The organism is Fusobacterium necrogenes (genome assembly GCF_900450765.1).
GTDB lineage: Bacteria > Fusobacteriota > Fusobacteriia > Fusobacteriales > Fusobacteriaceae > Fusobacterium_A > Fusobacterium_A necrogenes.
The window spans coordinates 1,878,819-1,895,551 of sequence record NZ_UGGU01000003.1; the positions used below are offsets into that span (position 1 = coordinate 1,878,819).

The 16,733-nt window shown below is 35.0% G+C and carries 11 protein-coding genes, 1 tRNA gene and 3 rRNA genes; all 15 read left to right on the forward strand.

The window, feature by feature from the left end; all coding sequences use genetic code 11:
• Positions 1-163 precede the first annotated feature (163 nt).
• Positions 164-736 carry a DUF1694 domain-containing protein gene (locus tag DYA59_RS08995; protein WP_115271331.1) on the forward strand — a complete coding sequence of 191 codons (573 nt, stop codon included), beginning with the start codon at positions 164-166 and terminating at the stop codon, positions 734-736.
• A complete protein-coding gene (gene murA / locus DYA59_RS09000; protein WP_115271333.1) occupies positions 730-1,998 on the forward strand; it encodes a UDP-N-acetylglucosamine 1-carboxyvinyltransferase in 1,269 nt (422 codons plus the stop codon). The genes DYA59_RS08995 and murA overlap by 7 nt, the downstream gene beginning before the upstream one ends.
• 10 nt (positions 1,999-2,008) lie before the next feature.
• Positions 2,009-2,716, forward strand: coding sequence for a 23S rRNA (guanosine(2251)-2'-O)-methyltransferase RlmB (rlmB, locus tag DYA59_RS09005; RefSeq protein ID WP_115271335.1), 708 nt, complete (start codon positions 2,009-2,011; stop codon positions 2,714-2,716).
• Positions 2,717-2,751: 35 nt separating this feature from the next.
• Positions 2,752-3,348: a sigma-70 family RNA polymerase sigma factor gene (locus DYA59_RS09010; protein ID WP_115271337.1), complete on the forward strand. Its 597-nt coding sequence runs from the start codon at positions 2,752-2,754 to the stop codon at positions 3,346-3,348.
• Between the two features lie 78 nt (positions 3,349-3,426).
• Entirely contained in the window at positions 3,427-6,036 is a 2,610-nt protein-coding gene (gene leuS, locus DYA59_RS09015) for a leucine--tRNA ligase (protein ID WP_115271339.1), read from the forward strand.
• Between the two features lie 425 nt (positions 6,037-6,461).
• Positions 6,462-7,969: ribosomal RNA gene (locus DYA59_RS09020) — 16S ribosomal RNA — on the forward strand.
• 210 nt (positions 7,970-8,179) lie between these two features.
• Positions 8,180-11,092: ribosomal RNA gene (locus DYA59_RS09025) — 23S ribosomal RNA — on the forward strand.
• 119 nt (positions 11,093-11,211) lie between these two features.
• A 5S ribosomal RNA gene (gene rrf, locus DYA59_RS09030) occupies positions 11,212-11,328 on the forward strand.
• Together the 16S, 23S and 5S rRNA genes with 1 tRNA gene alongside form the textbook arrangement of a ribosomal RNA operon.
• Positions 11,329-11,341: 13 nt before the next feature.
• Positions 11,342-11,417 (forward strand) — tRNA-Asn (locus DYA59_RS09035).
• 40 nt (positions 11,418-11,457) lie between these two features.
• Complete coding sequence (gene ybaK / locus DYA59_RS09040; protein ID WP_115271341.1) at positions 11,458-11,928, forward strand: Cys-tRNA(Pro) deacylase; 471 nt, start codon at positions 11,458-11,460, stop codon at positions 11,926-11,928.
• Positions 11,929-12,081: 153 nt separating this feature from the next.
• On the forward strand, positions 12,082-13,572 hold the full coding sequence (locus DYA59_RS09045; protein WP_115271343.1) for an ABC transporter substrate-binding protein: 1,491 nt from the start codon (positions 12,082-12,084) through the stop codon (positions 13,570-13,572).
• 1 nt (position 13,573) lies between these two features.
• On the forward strand, positions 13,574-14,488 hold the full coding sequence (locus DYA59_RS09050) for an ABC transporter permease (protein WP_115271345.1): 915 nt from the start codon (positions 13,574-13,576) through the stop codon (positions 14,486-14,488).
• Positions 14,488-15,249 carry an ABC transporter permease gene (locus tag DYA59_RS09055; RefSeq protein WP_115271347.1) on the forward strand — a complete coding sequence of 254 codons (762 nt, stop codon included), beginning with the start codon at positions 14,488-14,490 and terminating at the stop codon, positions 15,247-15,249. Before DYA59_RS09050 ends, DYA59_RS09055 begins: the two co-directional genes overlap by 1 nt.
• Positions 15,246-15,980, forward strand: a complete 735-nt coding sequence (locus DYA59_RS09060) for an ATP-binding cassette domain-containing protein (RefSeq protein ID WP_115271349.1) — start codon at positions 15,246-15,248, stop codon at positions 15,978-15,980. Before DYA59_RS09055 ends, DYA59_RS09060 begins: the two co-directional genes overlap by 4 nt.
• Entirely contained in the window at positions 15,977-16,726 is a 750-nt protein-coding gene (locus DYA59_RS09065; protein WP_115271351.1) for an ABC transporter ATP-binding protein, read from the forward strand. Before DYA59_RS09060 ends, DYA59_RS09065 begins: the two co-directional genes overlap by 4 nt.
• Positions 16,727-16,733 lie beyond the last annotated feature (7 nt).

Consider the following 16,733-nt stretch of genomic DNA (forward strand, 5'->3'; position numbering starts at 1 on the left):
TTTTTCCTCCTGAAAATAATTGTAAGACTATTATACCATTTTTTTATGATTTATGTTAAAATTTCTCAAAAGAGTTTTAGAAAAACTTTTGAAATATCACTATAAAATGGTAAAATATTATGATATAATCTATTACAAAAGTCATATATAAAAGGTGATATTAGTGAGTGAAAACTTAGTTGATCAAGAGAGTCAGGTGAAGTTGAGATTTTTAAAAATGCAGGCGGAACGAGCTTTTTATTTAGATGAATTTAAAGAGAATATAGCTTTAGCTTTAACGGAGAAGGAACTAAAGTCTGGGTATGTATATCCTGAGATTTTAGAAGAGATGAAAAAGTCAACAACTGCATATATAAAATTAAAAAGGGAAATTTCATTAAAATATTTAAAACCGTATATTTTAGAAGCTGAAAAAAATAGATTGAGATATACATTAGTAGATGGATTGAATCTTTTAGGAGATATAGGATTAGTTGTTGTAAGTAAGGAGGCTTTTGAAACAAACGAAAGAGAGATTGTAGTAAAGAGCATGGAGGAGAAATTTGAAAAAAATGGACTCTATGTTGAATATATTAAATACTTTGGAGAAGCACTCTGTGAAAGACACTATAGATTATTGAAGGATAAAATGCCAGAATATGTATTCCAGTTTAAAAAATTAACATTTTTAGATAAATTATTTGGAAAGGGTTGTCCAATATGTAAAATTGAAAAGGAGAAAAATAGAAAATGGTAGAAGCTTTTAGAGTCATAGGTGGTAGGGAAATAGATGGAATATTAGAGGTAGAGGGGTCTAAGAACGCAGCTCTTCCAATAATGATAGCTACTCTTATAGAGACAGGGACATATGTATTAAAAAATGTTCCAAATTTAATGGATATAAGAACCTTAGTAAAATTATTGGAAAGTTTAGGTTTGGAAATAGAAAGATTGGACTTGAATACATATAAGATTGTGAATAAAGGATTGACTAATTTGGTGGCTGGTTATGAACTTGTAAAAAAGATGAGAGCTTCATTTTTAGTGATGGGACCAATGTTAGCCCATTGTAAGAAAGCAAAAGTTTCTCTTCCTGGTGGATGTGCTATTGGAGCTAGACCAGTAGACTTACACTTAAAAGGTTTTGAAGCTTTAGGAACAAAAATAACAATTGACCATGGATATGTAGAGGCTCAAACTGATGAATTGATTGGTGGAAAGATAATATTAGACTTTCCAAGTGTAGGAGCTACTGAAAATATTGTAATGGCAGCTGTTAAGGCAAAGGGGATTACAATATTAGAAAATGCAGCGAGAGAACCAGAGATAATAGATTTGTGTAATTTTTTAAATAAAATGGGAGCAAAGATAGATGGGATAGGAACGGGAACTTTGAAAATTGAAGGAGTTGAGAAGTTATATCCATGTGAACATACTATTATTGCCGATAGAATAGTAGCAGGAACTTTCATAATAGCAGCTGTAATTTTTGATGGAAAGGTAAGGGTAAAAGGTGTTATAAAAGAACATTTGGAGGCTTTTTTATTAAAATTACAAGAGATGGGAGTTAGATATAAGATAGAGGGGGACACCTTAGCAGTTTTGTCTAAACTTTCTGATATTCGAGGAGTTAAAGTTACAACTATGCCATATCCAGGTTTTCCCACAGATTTGCAATCACCTATAATGACGCTTATGTGTCTAGCTAAGGGAAGTAGTGAAATAAAGGAAACTATTTTTGAAAATAGATTTATGCATGTGCCTGAATTAAATAGAATGGGAGCAAAGATAGATATAAATGGAAATATTGCAACGATAAAAGGAATTGAAAACTTTTCATCAGCTGAAGTTATGGCAAGTGATCTAAGAGCAGGAGCCTCTTTGATATTAGCTGCTTTAAAGGCTGAAGGAGAGAGTGTTGTAAACAGAATATACCATGTGGATAGAGGTTATGAGAATCTAAGTTTAAAATTAAAAAGTATTGGAGCTAATATAGAAAGAATAAAAGTAGATATATGATGGAGGAAGAATGGAGAAAATAATAGGTATAAATCCAGTTATTGAAGTTTTACAAAATAAAGAAAAGACAATAGAAAAGCTGGAGATTTTTAAAGGAGCCAAGGATGAAAAAGTAAATAAAATAAAAAGATTAGCTTCTGAGAGAAATATTAAGATATTTTATACTGATAAAAAAAGAGAAAATTCACAAGGTGTTGTAGTTTATATAAGTGATTATGATTATTATGTTGATTTTGGAGCTTTCTTAGAGAAAATAGCGCCGCTTGAAAAGTCTATTGTGCTAATACTAGATGAAATTCAAGATCCAAGAAATTTTGGAGCCTTGATAAGAAGTGCGGAAGTTTTTGGAGTAAAGGGAATAATTATTCCAGAAAGAAATGCTGTAAGAATAAATGAAACGGTTGTTAAAACTTCAACTGGAGCAATAGAGTATGTGGATATAGTAAAAGTTACAAATATATCTGATGCTATTAGTAAATTAAAAAAATTAGATTATTGGGTATATGGAGCAGAAGGAGAAGGAAGTAAGGATTATTCTCAAGAGAAATATCCTAGTAGAACAGCATTAGTTCTTGGAAGTGAAGGAAATGGAATGAGGAAGAAAGTGAAAGAAAGCTGTGATGTTCTTATAAAAATACCAATGTATGGAAAGATAAACTCTTTAAATGTTTCAGTAGCTGGAGGAATAATTTTATCTGAGATAGTAAAATCTTTCTAGAACAGTTAAAAAAAGTGGGAAGGTAGAAGAGTTATATGAGTGAAAATTTAATAACAGATGATATAGTAGAAAGAGCACAGCAGGGGAATCAAGAAGCATTGAACTTAATTTTAAAGGAATACAAGAAATTTATATTTTTGAATGTAAGAAACTATTTTTTAGTTGGTGCTGAGCAAGATGACTTGCTCCAAGAGGGAATGATAGGATTGTTAAAAGCTATAAAGAATTATAGTAAGGAAAAAGCTTCTTTTAAAACTTTTGCGACTTTATGTATAAGAAGGCAAATATTGACTGCTATTAGAAGTTCAACGGCGCAGAAAAATAGCGTTTTGAACGAGGCTAGTGGAAATAATTTAGAGATTGAAGATATTCATGAAGGTTATTCGAAAAATCTTTACTTAAATAAGCAGTATAATCCTGAGGCTATATTTTTATCTAAAGAGAAAGTGATGGAGTTTCAAAATTTTGTAGAGCATAATTTTAGTCCATTTGAAAGAAAAGTATTTAATTACATGATAAAAGGATTTTCGTATAAAGAAATAGCTGAAGAACTCGAGAAAACACCTAAAGTAATAGATAATAGTTTTCAAAGGATAAAAAGGAAAAGTGAGTTATGGTTAAGTACCTACTAAATTTAATAAAGAAGTTGTTAATCAAAAATAGTAGTGATATATTGAATATTGAAAAGAATTATTAATGAGGTGATATTCTTGAGAGAGTATAATTTTAAAGAAGTAGAAGCCAAGTGGCAAGAAAAATGGGAAAATGGACACATTTTCAAGACAGAAAATAAAGTTGAAGGTAAAGAGAATTATTATGTACTTGTAATGCTTCCATATCCATCTGGGAAACTACATGTTGGACATGCTAGAAACTATACAATAGGAGATGTTATAGCTAGATATAAGAGAATGAAAGGTTATAATGTATTAAATCCTATGGGATGGGATTCTTTTGGATTACCAGCAGAAAATGCAGCTATTCAAAATGGAGCACACCCAGCTGCGTGGACAAAATCTAATATTGAAAATATGAGAAGACAATTAAAATTATTAGGATTCTCGTATGATTGGGATAGGGAGATAGCTTCTTATACACCAGAATATTATAAATGGAACCAATGGATGTTCAAAAGACTTTATGAAAAAGGATTAATTTACAAGAAAAAATCTCTTGTAAACTGGTGCCCAGACTGTAATACAGTATTAGCAAATGAGCAAGTTGAAGATGGAAAATGTTGGAGACATAGTAAAACTTCAGTTATTCAAAAAGAGTTAGAGCAATGGTTCTTTAAGATAACTGACTATGCTGACGAGTTATTAGAGGGGCATAAAGAGTTGAAAGATGGTTGGCCTGAAAAAGTTTTAACAATGCAAAAAAACTGGATAGGAAAATCATATGGAACAGAGATAGTATTTACTATTGCTGAAACAGGTAAGGAATTACCTATGTTTACAACAAGAATAGATACAATATATGGAGTATCTTATTGTGTTGTTGCTCCAGAGCATCCTATTGTAGAGGAAATTATAAAAGGTAATCCAGAGATAAAATCAAGCATTGAAGCAATGAAAAATACAGATTTAATTGAAAGATCAGCAGAAGGAAGAGAAAAAAATGGAGTATTTACAGGTTGGCATGTAATTAATCCAGTAACAAAAGAGAAAGTAGAATTATGGGTAGCTGACTATGTTCTAATGAACTATGGAACAGGAGCTGTAATGGCTGTTCCTTGTCATGATGAAAGAGACTTTGCATTTGCAAAGAAATATAATCTACCATTAAATGTTGTAATTAATCCAGTTAATAAGGAAACAAAAGAAGTAATTGAGCTAAAAGCAGAAGAGATGACAGAGGCTTTCATTGAAGTTGGAGTAATGACAAATTCGGGAGAGTTTAACGGAATGAGCTCTAAAGAGGCCTTAACAAAAATAGCTGAGTATGTAGAAGCTAATAATTATGGTAAAAGAACAGTAAAATACAGATTAAAAGATTGGGGAGTTTCAAGGCAAAGATATTGGGGAACACCTATCCCAGCACTATATTGTGAAAAATGTGGAACTGTAATGGAAAAAGATGAAAATCTTCCAGTGAAACTTCCAGAAGATGTTTCATTTAATGGAGTAGGAAATCCATTAGAGACATCAGAGAGTTTCAAACATGCTGTATGTCCAATTTGTGGTGGACCAGCTAGAAGAGATACAGATACTATGGATACTTTCGTAGATTCATCTTGGTATTTCTTAAGATATTGTGACCCTAAAAATGATAAACTTCCATTTGATAAAGAGATAGTTGATTCTTGGATGGGAGTAGATCAATATATAGGGGGAATTGAACATGCAGTAATGCACTTATTATATGCTAGATTTTTCCAAAAAATATTAAGGGATTTAGGTCTTGTTTCAGCTAATGAACCATTTAAGAGATTATTAACTCAAGGGATGGTTTTAGGACCATCATACTATTCGTCAGCTGAGAATAAATTCTTATTCCCAAGCGAAGTTAATGTTAAAGGTGAAAAGGCATTTTCAAAAGTTACTGGGGAAGAATTAGCAATAAAAGTTGAAAAAATGTCTAAATCTAAAAATAATGGTGTAGATCCTGAAGAGATGATAACAAAATATGGTGCAGATACAACTAGATTATTTATAATGTTTGCTGCTCCACCAGAAAAAGAGTTAGAGTGGAATGAAAATGGCCTTGCTGGAGCTTCCAGATTTTTAAGTAAAATCTGGAGATTAGTAATGGAACACAAAGAAAATTTAGAGTTTGGAAATATTGATCTAACAAAGGTGAGTAAAGAGGACAAAGCTCTACTAATAAAATTAAATCAAACTATAAAGAAAGTAACTGAATCTATTGAAGATGACTATCACTTTAATACTTCAATAGCTGCTACTATGGAGTTAATAAATGAAACTCAAGATTATAAAGTAAATATTTTAGAAGTTGGAAAAACAACTTCTGAATCTAAGAAAATATTTGCTGAAGTTATTAAAAATATCTTAGTAATGTTATCTCCATTTACTCCACATTTTTGTGATGAGTTATGGGAAGAGATGGGACATACAGGATATTTATTTAATGAAAAATGGCCTTCATATGATGAAAAGTTAACAGTTTCTTCAGATGTTGTAATAGCTGTTCAAGTAAATGGAAAAGTTAGAGGGACAGTTGAAGTAGAGAGAGGAACTGATAAAGAAACTATTGGAAGATTAGCTTTAGAGTTAGATAATGTTAAAAAGCATATGGAAGGGAAAAATTTGGTAAAATTAATTGTTATTCCTGATAAAATAGTAAATATAGTTATAAAATGATGGTAACTATATAAATAAGGAAGGCTGAGTAAAATATTTTAAAATATTACTCAGCTTTTTTATTTTAAACTTATTCTATATTATGGAAGAGTTTATTTATGAATAGTTTTGAAGGAAAAGTTTTAATAGAAAATATAATAATAAATTGATAAAATAATTATTGAATAAAGAACTTTTGTTGAAGTTTAATTTACTAGCTTTAATGGAGGTTTTTTCAATATTAAGAGACAAAAAATATAAAAAATTTTAAAAAAATAAAAAAGTATTGACGAAATATAAAAAGTATGATACTATATTTTATGTTCGTGAGAGAGCGTGATTAATGGTGATAAGGACATTAGCAACAGAATAGAGAAAGATAAGTAATGCAAACACAACAATAAATTGGTGTAAATAATCAGTATATTTTACTGAGTTTAATAGATTGAACGAAGAGTTTGATCCTGGCTCAGGATGAACGCTGACAGAATGCTTAACACATGCAAGTCTACTTGATCCTTCGGGTGATGGTGGCGGACGGGTGAGTAACGCGTAAAGAACTTGCCCTGCAGTCTGGGACAACATTTGGAAACGAATGCTAATACCGGATATTATGTGAGTTTCGCATGGAATTCATATGAAAGCTATATGCGCTGCAGGAGAGCTTTGCGTCCTATTAGCTAGTTGGTGAGGTAACGGCTCACCAAGGCCATGATAGGTAGCCGGCCTGAGAGGGTGAACGGCCACAAGGGGACTGAGACACGGCCCTTACTCCTACGGGAGGCAGCAGTGGGGAATATTGGACAATGGACCAAAAGTCTGATCCAGCAATTCTGTGTGCACGATGAAGTTTTTCGGAATGTAAAGTGCTTTCAGTTGGGACGAAGTAAGTGACGGTACCAACAGAAGAAGCGACGGCTAAATACGTGCCAGCAGCCGCGGTAATACGTATGTCGCAAGCGTTATCCGGATTTATTGGGCGTAAAGCGCGTCTAGGCGGTTTGGTAAGTCTGATGTGAAAATGCGGGGCTCAACTCCGTATTGCGTTGGAAACTGTCAAACTAGAGTACTGGAGAGGTGGGCGGAACTACAAGTGTAGAGGTGAAATTCGTAGATATTTGTAGGAATGCCGATGGGGAAGCCAGCCCACTGGACAGATACTGACGCTAAAGCGCGAAAGCGTGGGTAGCAAACAGGATTAGATACCCTGGTAGTCCACGCCGTAAACGATGATTACTAGGTGTTGGGGGTCGAACCTCAGCGCCCAAGCTAACGCGATAAGTAATCCGCCTGGGGAGTACGTACGCAAGTATGAAACTCAAAGGAATTGACGGGGACCCGCACAAGCGGTGGAGCATGTGGTTTAATTCGACGCAACGCGAGGAACCTTACCAGCGTTTGACATCCTAGGAAGTTGGCAGAGATGCCTTCGTGCCCCTTCGGGGGAACCTAGTGACAGGTGGTGCATGGCTGTCGTCAGCTCGTGTCGTGAGATGTTGGGTTAAGTCCCGCAACGAGCGCAACCCCTTTCGTATGTTGCCATCATTAAGTTGGGCACTCATGCGATACTGCCTGCGATGAGCAGGAGGAAGGTGGGGATGACGTCAAGTCATCATGCCCCTTATACGCTGGGCTACACACGTGCTACAATGGGTAGTACAGAGAGTCGCAAACCCGCGAGGGGGAGCTAATCTCAGAAAACTATTCTCAGTTCGGATTGTACTCTGCAACTCGAGTACATGAAGTTGGAATCGCTAGTAATCGCAAATCAGCTATGTTGCGGTGAATACGTTCTCGGGTCTTGTACACACCGCCCGTCACACCACGAGAGTTGGTTGCACCTGAAGTAGCAGGCCTAACCGTAAGGAGGGATGCTCCGAGGGTGTGATTAGCGATTGGGGTGAAGTCGTAACAAGGTATCCGTACGGGAACGTGCGGATGGATCACCTCCTTTCTAAGGAGCAATACTTTCTCTATTCTATTGATAATGTTCTTATAATCAAGGAGTGACGGAGTTACGACTATGATTATAAAGATGTCGCATTCGGAGAATGGGACGCAACATTATTATTAATGGACATTGGAAACTATATAGTAAATCAGATAATACAATTTAACTCTAATTTTAATAGAGTTAGCTGTCAATCAATATTTAAAAACTAAAGGTTAAAATAATTAAGGGCACATAGGGAATGCCTAGGTAGTAAGAGCCGATGAAGGACGTGGTAAGCTGCGATAAGCTCAGGGTAGTTGCAATCGAACGTTTGATCCTGAGATTTCCGAATGGAGCAATCCGCTAAGTTGAAGACTTAGCACGAAAGAGGGTACCGCGTGAACTGAAACATCTAAGTAACGCGAGGAAAAGAAAGTAAAAACGATTCCCCAAGTAGCGGCGAGCGAACGGGGATGAGCCCAAACCGCATAAATGTCAAGGATGCAGCCGTTGTTTATGCGGGGTTGTGGGAAGAACTACGAGGAACTGCAACGTACTCAACAATGTTAATGACTGAACTGGAACTAGTTGGAAAGCTAGATCGTAGAAGGTGATAATCCTGTACAGGTAAACTCATTAACTTGTCCGTTCTCTCCCAAGTAACATGGAACACGAGGAATTCTGTGTGAATCTGCGAGGACCATATCTCGTAAGGCTAAATACTCTTACTAACCGATAGCGTATAGTACCGTGAGGGAAAGGTGAAAAGAACCCCGGGAGGGGAGTGAAATAGAACCTGAAACTATGTGCTTACAAGCGGTCAGAGCCCTTCGGGGTGATGGCGTGCCTTTTGGAGAATGATCCTGCGAGTTACGTTCAGTGGCAAGGTTAAGTTTAACGGAGCCGAAGGGAAACCGAGTCTGAACAGGGCGATTTTAGTCGCTGGGCGTAGACGCGAAACCTGGTGATCTAAGCCTGTCCAGGGTGAAGCTGTGGTAAGACACAGTGGAGGCCCGAACTCACCGCCGTTGAAAAGTTGGGAGATGAGGTAGGTTTAGGGGTGAAAAGCCAATCGAACTAGGAGATAGCTCGTTCTCTCCGAAATGCATTTAGGTGCAGCCTTGAGTGTTTAATTATGGGGGTAGAGCACTGAATGGACTAGGGGGCGCATTGCTTACTGAATCCAATCAAACTCCGAATACCATAATTCAAGAGCTCAGGAGTGAGACTATGGGAATTAACTTCCATCGTCAAAAGGGAAACAACCCAGACCACCAGCTAAGGTCCCTAATCATAACTAAGTGGGAAAGGAGGTGGAGATTCATAAACAACCAGGAGGTTGGCTTAGAAGCAGCCATACCTTTAAAGAGTGCGTAATAGCTCACTGGTCGAGAGTCTCTGCGCCGACAATGTAACGGGGCTAAGTTATGAACCGAAGCTGTGGAATTGCGCAAGCAATTGGTAGGAGAGCGTTCTGTAGGCCGTTGAAGGAGAAGCGTAAGCAACTCTGGAGGTATCAGAAGTGAGAATGCAGGAATAAGTAGCGAGAAGGGAGGCGAGAATCCTCCCCGCCGGAAGACCAAGGTTTTCAGGGTAAAGCTTGTCTTCCCTGAGTAAGCCGGGACCTAAGCCGAGGCTATAGTGCGTAGGCGAATGGAAAACAGATTAATATTTCTGTGCCAGTCATATTTTGTGATGGAGGGACGCAGAAGGGTATGTGCGCGGAAGAACGGTAGTTTCCGTAAAAGCATGTAGAATGACTTGATAGGTAAATCCGTCAAGTTAGATTTGAGGTGTGATATATAGTCGTAAGATGAATGTACAGATCCCACGCTGCCAAGAAAAGCTTCTAACGTTAAGGTATGACTGCCCGTACCCGAAACCGACACAGGTGGTCAGGATGAGAAATCTAAGGCGGACAGGCTAACTCTCGTTAAGGAACTCTGCAAAATAGCCCCGTAACTTAGGGAGAAGGGGTGCCCCTGGGCGTGAGTATACACGCAATGCAAAGCGCTTGGGGGTCGCAGTGAAGAGGCTCAAGCAACTGTTTAACAAAAACACAGGTCTATGCTAAGCTGTAAGGCGATGTATATGGGCTGACACCTGCCCAGTGCCGGAAGGTTAAGAGGAGGAGTGAGAGCTCCGAATTGAAGCCCCGGTGAACGGCGGCCGTAACTATAACGGTCCTAAGGTAGCGAAATTCCTTGTCGGGTAAGTTCCGACCTGCACGAATGGTGTAATGATTTGAGCGCTGTCTTGACGGGAGGCCTGGTGAAATTGTATTACCGGTGAAGATACCGGTTACCTACAGTAGGACGGAAAGACCCCATGGAGCTTTACTGTAGCTTGGTATTGGGTTTTGGCATTGCATGTATAGGATAGTTGGGAAACTATGAAGATGTGGCGCTAGCTGCATTGGAGTTGTCGGTGGAATACCAACCATTCAATGTTGAAATTCTAATCTGTGGTTTGAAGCCACGGAGACAGTGCTAGGTGGGCAGTTTGACTGGGGCGGTCGCCTCCGAAAGAGTAACGGAGGCGTTCAAAGGTTCTCTCAGGTTGGATGGAAATCAACCGCAGAGTGCAATGGCATAAGAGAGCTTGACTGCGAGACTGACGGGTCGAGCAGGTGCGAAAGCAGGACATAGTGATCCGGCGATTCCGAATGGAAGGATCGTCGCTCAACGGATAAAAGCTACCCTGGGGATAACAGGCTGATCCTACCCGAGAGTCCATATCGACGGTAGGGTTTGGCACCTCGATGTCGGCTCATCGCATCCTGGGGCTGGAGAAGGTCCCAAGGGTTGGGCTGTTCGCCCATTAAAGCGGTACGTGAGCTGGGTTCAGAACGTCGTGAGACAGTTCGGTCCCTATCCACTGTAGGCGTTAGAATATTGAGAAGATCTGTCCTTAGTACGAGAGGACCGGGATGGACAAACCTCTGATGTACCAGTTGTCACGCCAGTGGCACAGCTGGGTAGTCACGTTTGGAACAGATAACCGCTGAAAGCATCTAAGCGGGAAACTGACTTCAAGATAAGTATTCTTTAAGACTCCTTCGAGCCTAGGAGGTAGATAGGTTGGGGGTGTAAGGGTTGCGAGGCCTTTAGCTGACCAATACTAATAAGTCGAAGTTTTAACCTTCAAATAATCAAGAAGTAACGAAGTTACGACTATGATTATTTAGACGCAGATGACTGAAAGGAATCAGCGTTACCTGATATTACTATATAGTTTCAAATGCCTATGTAAATAGACATTAGCTTGGTGAGAAGAGCTACGGGGGTACACCCAGACACATTCCGAACCTGGAAGTTAAGCCCGTAAACGCTGAAAGTACTTGGAGGGAAGCCTCCTGGGAGGATAGGAACTTGCCAAGCTCTCAATAAGAGTGCTTCCTTAGCTCAGTCGGTAGAGCATGCGGCTGTTAACCGCAGTGTCAATGGTTCGAGTCCATTAGGAAGCGCCATTTTTTATTTTTTGGAAACTTTATATTTTAAGGGGGTAAAATGAAAAAAACAAATGCAATGAGAGAATTGGATAAAAATAAGATAAAATATGAATTTAAAGAATATGAAGTAGATGAAAATGATTTAAGTGCAATAGCTGTTTCATTAAAAACTGGAGAGGATATTACCAAAATATTTAAAACTTTAGTTTTATTAAATGAAAAAAGGGAGATGTTAGTGGCTTGTATTCCAGGCGCTGATAATATTGATTTAAAAAAATTAGCAAAAGTGGCTGGATGTAAAAAAGTTGAAATGTTGGAATTAAAAGAGCTATTTAATATGACTGGATATATAAGAGGTGGTTGTTCCCCTATTGGTATAAAAAAAAGACATCAAAGTTTTATACATCAAAGTGCTTTAACTAAGGATTATATAATGATAAGTGCAGGAGTACGTGGATTACAATTAATAATAGAACCTGATGAATTAATAACTTATCTGAATATGGTAGTAGGGGATATAATTGTATGATATATAACGAAATAAATATAAATAGGGTATAACTGAATTGTTACAGAATAATTTTGTTTATACCCTTTTATTATAGAAAAAATATGATACAATAGTAATAAGTTAATTTATACTGAAAACTTATAAAAAATGAACGAAAATTTGGAGGTTATGATGAAAAAAATAAAAGTGTTGGGGAAGTTTGTTGTTGTTAGTTTATTAGGAATACTTCTTTTAAGTTGTGGAACAGAACAGAGTAAAAATGTAAAAGAGATAAAAACAACAATGAGTATGGATATAGATAGTCTTAATCCTTATAAGATAGTGTCTAGTGGAACAGAAGAGATAATGTTAAATGTATATGAAGGTTTATTTATGCCTAGTGTAGATGGAGAATTAATTCCTACGATTGCAGAAAATTATAGAATTTCAGAAGATGGAAAGCGATATATTTTTAAGATAAGAAAAGGTATAAAATTTCATAATGGAAATCCTTTAGATGTAAAAGATGTAGAATTTTCTTTGAATAGAATGTCAGGAAGAGATGGGTCTCCAACTGTCAGTGCTCTTTTTAATGAAATAGAGGATATAAGAATAATATCAGAAGATGAAATAGAGATCAAGCTAATAAAAGCTGATTCAGCTTTTATATATGCTCTGACAAAAGCTATAGTACCTGATGAAAATGCGGAAAACTTGGATGAAAATCCAATAGGAACAGGTCCTTTTAAAGTATCAAGATATGATAGAGAACAACAAGTTGTACTAGAAAAATTTGATGATTATTGGGGAGTTAAAGCCAATATTGATAAAGTAACAATTCTTATAGTTCCTAATGCTGAAACAGCGTTTTTAAAGCTTCTATCTGGTGAAATAAATATGCTTTCAAGAATAGACTCCAAAAGAATCAATGAATTAGAAAATTTTAAAAATGTGTCAGCACCACAAAATACAGTACAGATTTTTGCTTTAAACAATAATGTGAAGCCTTTTGATGATATTAGAGTAAGAAAAGCACTTAATATGGCATTGAATAAGGATGAAATTATTTCAGCAGTAGTAGGTGGAAATGGAATAAAATTAGAAACTAATATGAGTCCTGTGATGAAGAAATATTGTATAGAAAATATAGGAGAAAAACAAGATATAGATGGAGCTAGAAAGCTTCTTAAGGAAAGTGGAAATTTAAACCTTTCTTTTACAATAAGAGTTCCAAGTAATTATCCTCTACATGTAAATACTGCTCAAATAATTGCTGAACAATTAAAAAAAATAGATGTAGATGTAAAAATTGAAACAATTGAATGGACTACTTGGCTATCTGAAGTTTATTCTGGAAGAAAATACGAAGCAACAATAGTTGGACTGTCAGGGAAGTTAGATCCGTATTCTATTCTAAGAAGATATACTAGTAATTATAAAAATAATTTCTTTAATTTTGTAGATAGAGAGTATGATCTTTTAATTGAAGAGGCAAAGCAAACCACTCAAGATGAAATTATAGTAGAAAATTATAAAAAAGCTCAAGAAATATTGAGAGAAAAACAAGCAGCTATATATATAATGGACCCTGAGCTTATAACTTCATTTGATAAAAAAATAAGTGGCTTTGAATACTATCCATTACCATACATTAATTTTGCTAAGATAAAAATTGGAGAGTAAGATGTATTATTTAAAAAAAATATTAAAGATGGTATTTTCTATATATTTAATAGGAAGCATTTCATTTTTACTTCTTGAAATGATACCTGGAGATCCAGCTTTAGCTATATTAGGATTAGAAAGTTCAGCCGAAGATATAGCAATGTTAAGAAATATTTTAGGTCTAAATAAGAGGTTACAAAAGAGATATTTAGAATGGGGCAAAGGTGTTTTAACTGGAAATTTTGGGAACTCTTTTAAATATGGAGAGCCAGTTTCAAATTTGATAATGGAAAGGCTTCCATTAACTTTAAAAGTGGCTATTTTAACAATAATTATGGTTTTAATAGTTTCGATTCCTCTTTCTTTTATGATTTATAGAATAAAGAATAAGAAAGTAAGAAAAATAATAGATTTTATAATAGGACTATGTATATCTATGCCATCTTTTTGGCTAGGAATAATTTCAATGTTTTTATTTAGTGTAATTTTAAAATGGTTTTCAGTGGGATATGATAATACAATTATCTCTCTTTTATTACCTTGTTTTGTTATAGCCATACCTAATATAGGAATTTTTATTAGCTATATAAAAAATAATTTAGAAGTAGAGTTAAGAGAGGAATATACAAAGTATCTTTTTGTAAATGGAGTTAAAAGCTTTTGGCTAAATTTTTATATTTTAAAAAATTCGGTTATACCAATAATTCCACTAATAGGTTTGATGTTAATTGATTTGATTACTGGAGTTGTAATAATTGAGCAAATTTTTTCAATACCAGGCATAGGTAGACTTATGATAACTGCAGTTGTTAACAGGGATTTACCACTAGTACAAGGACTTATATTTTATACTTCTGTAGTTATGGTAATGCTTAATTTTTTAATAGATTTAATCTATTCTATAGTTGATCCTAGGATAAGGAGTGAGAGATAATGAAAAAGAAAAGATACTTGTTATTACTTATATTTTTTATACTCTGTTTTTTCTTTTATCAAAATCCTTATGCAATGGAAGAGAGCAAAATATTAGCAACACCAAGTTTTGATAATATTTTAGGTTGTGATAATTTAGGAAGGGATATATTTAGTAGATTATTATTAGGAAGTTTTTATACTTTGACTATAGCTTTTTTATCTATAAGTTTAGCAGTTATTACTGGGGTATTAGTAGGTGGTGTAGCTGGTTATTACGGGAAAATAATAGATGGAATAGTAATATCAATCATGGAGGTAATTAGTTCAATTCCTGGAATATTAATAGCATTAGGAATAATAATAATTTTAGGTACTGGCTTTCATTCTCTAATAGTTGCAATATTTGTGATTTATATTCCCAGATGTGTAACTGTTGTAAGAGGATTAGTAAAAAAAGAAAAAAATATGGAGTATGTAATAGCTGCTAAAACTTATGGAGTTTCAAATAGTAGGATACTCCTCATACATATTTTGCCAAACATATTAAAACCTATTTCAGTAGCTTTTACAACAGGATTTGCTGGAGCTATTTTAACTGAAGCAGGCTTAGGATATTTAGGCCTAGGGATACAACCACCATATCCAACTTGGGGAAATATTTTGAATCAATCTCAATCGTATTTTTTATCAGCCCCTTGGTTTACTATAGCACCTGGACTACTTATAGTCTTTACTGTTTATCAAATAAAAAAGTTAGAAAAAAGAGGTAAAAAATATTGAAATTAATAGATATTAAAGGATTAAATTTAAAGATAGATGGAAAGTTACTTTTAAAGAATATCAATTTTTCTATAACTTCAGGAGAAATTTTAGCATTAGTTGGGGAATCAGGGAGTGGAAAGACTTTAACTACTAAATTTATATTAGAGATTTTACCTGAAAGAAGTATAATTGAGTATGAAAAGTTTGAAAAAAAATGTAAAATAGGAGCAGTTTTTCAAAATGCTTTTACATCTTTAAATCCAACTATACGAGTAGGGCATCAATTAAAAAAGATTTATGAAGGTCATTTTGGAAAAAATATTCAGTGGGAGAGCAAAATAGTAGACTTATTAATGAAATTAGGAATAAAAGAACCTAGAAAAATATTGAAGAAATATCCACATGAAACAAGTGGAGGAGAAAGACAAAGAATAGTTATAGCAGGAGCAATAATAGGACAGCCTGATTTGCTCATAGCAGATGAAGTAACAACTGCTTTGGATTTGAAGAGTAAAAAAGAGGTTATTGATCTTTTTAAGGAGGTTCAGAAGGTAACAGGAGTGGCTATTCTTTTTATTTCACATGACTTAGAATCAGTAAAAGATTTTGCACAAAGAGTATGTGTAATGTATGGGGGAGAGATAGTAGAGGAGAATAGTTGTAAGAAGATATTTGAAACTCAAGTTCACCCTTATGTAAAAAGATTAATGTATCTATCTAATAGTCTTTGGATAAGAGGTGAGAAATGATATTAAGTATAAAAAATTTATCAAAGATCTATGAGAAAAAAAAGTTTTTTTCTAATGAAAAAAAAGAAGTACTTAAAAATATTAATTTTGAAGTAAAAAAAGGAGAGATTTTCTCTATAATAGGTCAGTCAGGAGTTGGAAAATCAACTATTGGAAAGATAATATTAGGGATAGAGAGGGAAAGTTCTGGAGAGATAAAGTTTTTAGGAAAATCTCTTTCTGAAAGAGAGAAAAAAGATATACAGATGATTTTCCAAGATCCATATAGCTCTTTAAATCCAGCTATGAAGATAAAGGATATATTAGCAGAACCTATTAAAGCTAATGAAAGATTAAATAAAAAAGAGATAAGGAGTAGAATAGTAAATATTATAAAAGAAGTAGGATTAAGTGAGGAGTATTTAGATAAGTACCCAAACGAGCTAAGCGGAGGACAAAGACAAAGAGTTGTCATAGGTTGTGCTATGATATTAAGACCTAAATTGGTAGTTTGTGATGAACCAGTTGCTTCATTAGATTTAAGAGTACAAAAACAGATATTGGATTTAATAAAAAAATTCAATAAGAAGTATGGAATAACTTTTATATTTATTTCACATGATTTAGGAGTTGTATATAATATTTCTGATAGAGTAATGCTATTATATAAAGGTGAGATTCAAGAGATTAGAGAAATAGAGGATTTTTTTCTGGCACCAAAAAGCGAGTATGGAAAATATTTGTTGCAGGGAATAAAGGTAAATTAAAATACAA